The organism is Microbacterium sp. GXF6406 (assembly GCF_054798215.1).
In genome coordinates this window covers 127,402-129,473 of sequence record NZ_JBSJZH010000006.1, presented here as the reverse complement: position 1 = coordinate 129,473, position 2,072 = coordinate 127,402, and the positions used below count along the sequence as shown (strand labels likewise).

4 protein-coding genes are annotated in these 2,072 nt (G+C 65.3%); 1 reads left to right on the top strand and 3 read right to left on the bottom strand.

All coding sequences use genetic code 11. The features are described 5' to 3' along the window. The 3 genes from istA to ACWAUG_RS05710 all read right to left on the bottom strand — a co-directional run. Positions 1-1,124, bottom strand: a 1,124-nt coding sequence (istA, locus tag ACWAUG_RS05720) for an IS21 family transposase (protein ID WP_460801805.1), incomplete at its 3' end; no start/stop codon positions are given. A 135-nt stretch (positions 1,125-1,259) separates the two neighbouring features. Continuing rightward, positions 1,260-1,562: a hypothetical protein gene (locus ACWAUG_RS05715; protein WP_460801801.1), complete on the bottom strand. Its 303-nt coding sequence runs from the start codon at positions 1,560-1,562 to the stop codon at positions 1,260-1,262. A gap of 93 nt (positions 1,563-1,655) precedes the next feature. After that, on the bottom strand, positions 1,656-1,778 hold the full coding sequence (locus ACWAUG_RS05710) for a hypothetical protein (RefSeq protein ID WP_460801800.1): 123 nt from the start codon (positions 1,776-1,778) through the stop codon (positions 1,656-1,658). 69 nt (positions 1,779-1,847) lie between these two features. Between ACWAUG_RS05710 and ACWAUG_RS05705 the strand changes: the two genes are divergently transcribed. Further along, the coding region (locus ACWAUG_RS05705) for an rRNA adenine N-6-methyltransferase family protein (RefSeq protein WP_460801799.1) at positions 1,848-2,072 on the top strand (225 nt) is incomplete at its 3' end.

The window sequence follows — 2,072 nt, the reverse complement described above, 5'->3', positions numbered from 1 at the left end:
GCGACAACTACCGCCTCCGCATGCTCCTCGCCGCCGGCGGCCTCACCCCATGACCCCCACCGAATGTCCGAAGAGCCGCCAATCAGGCGGGCAGGGACGGAGTACTTCGCCATCCGGACGGTGATCAGCCCGGACCGGTCGACCCGCGGATGCAGCACCAACCCGGGGTCGAACCGCTCTGTCGGCAACGGACCCAGCAGCGGCCGCTCGGTGGCGAAGTCATCGCCGACCTTCGTGCGCCGCTGGCCGACGCGGCGGTCCTCGTCACGGGCATCCCAGCGGCGGATCTGCGCGTTCAGCTCGGCGAGAGTGTCGACCACGGGCATCGGCGACAACCAGGTGCGTCGGAACCTGCCGACGTCGCCCTCGACACCGCCTTTCTCATGCGCGCCCTCGATCCCGGGCTGGCAGTAGAACGCGTCGAACCCGTAATGCGAGCGGAACAACACCCACCGGTCGTTCTCCACTCGCCGACGGTCGGACCCGTAGATCACCGTCTTCACCGCGGCCGTCAAATTGTCGTATTTGATGTGTAGGGTCGGGATCCCGCCGATCTCCTCGAACGCATCAATATGCCCCTCCAGGAACGCTTCCTGCGACTGCGTCGAATACACCCGGTGGATCGCCTTCCCCGAGTGGGAGAGACGGAATACGAACATGTGACACTTCGTCTTCACCCCCGCCAGGATCACCCAGACCTCACCGAAATCAACCTCAGCCTCCGCTCCCGGCGCATGCAACTGCGGGATGAATACGTCTGGCACCTGGCCCGCCTCCGCCAAGATTTCCGGGCGGCGGTTCGCGACATAGTCCCGAACCGCCGCATATGAGACATCCGCACCGTGCTCATCCAGCAGGCGGTGATGGATCCGCGTCACCGTCTGCCGCTGCTTCCGCGGCGCGGTCAGATTCGCGTGCAGCATCTCATCGATCGCTGCTTTGAACGGCCCGATCTTCGGCGCGACCCTCACCGGCGTCTTTCGTGCCGGCGGCTCCGGAGACGCCAACGCCTGACGGACCGTGCGTCTATGCACCCGGAATCTCTTCGACAACGCGTTCACGGACAACTCCTCGACACGAGCCGTCCGACGAATCTCGGCAAACAAATCCACTCTCGACCTCAACTGGCCCTCCCGCCACGAAATAGCAACGAGACCACGTTGAAGGCTGGGCCAGATCAAGCCGACACAGCCACCCCGGAAAGCCGAACATTGGGCCAGATCAGAGCGACACCCCTGGGCCACTTCAAACTGTCACAGTCACGTGATCGTGGTGAACCCCCACCACAGCGCATCGCCGAAGTTCACGATCGTCGCGCCCGGCGCATGGCGTTCGGCCCGCCACACCCCGTACGACGAGGTGTACACGAACTTGAACGCGAACAGCACGGTGGTCACGACGTAGCGGATGCGCTGCAGCCGCGGTTTGCCGTGGTGGAAGACGGGCAGATGCCAGATGAACACGAGGATGAGATAGGGCCGCAGGAACGGCAGGAGAAGAGTCGCCAAATCGAACGCACGGGTGCGCACGAACTCGCGCCGCGATCCTCGGGCGAGGGCCAAACGGATCAGATAGTCGATGAGGAACCACGCCCACAGCAGCGAGAGCGTCCCGAGCGCGAGCGAGAGCAGCGGCTGCCCCGGCGGCTCATCGACTCAGATCCACGTGAGCGTGGCGAGAAAAACGATGGATCCGGCGAACAGGGGCCAGGCGGTGCGCTCCTCCCAGACCGAGACACGGGCCAGTCCACGAGGCGCGGGAGCGGGATCACTCGTCATGCTCCGATCATGACACGGGCCGAGGGCGGACATCCGCGCGCACTCCTGGTCATAGGGGAGAATGGAGGCATGACCGTCACCCTCCTCGGCGCTTCCGAGATCCGCACCCTCGCCGCCGAGCTCGACGTCACTCCGACGAAGAAACTCGGCCAGAACTTCGTCGTCGATGCGAACACCGTGCGCAAGATCGTGCACGTCGGACGCGTGCAGACGGGGGAGCGCGTCGTCGAGGTCGGTCCGGGCCTCGGGTCGTTGACGCTCGCGATCCTCGAGACCGGCGCGTCGGTGACGGCC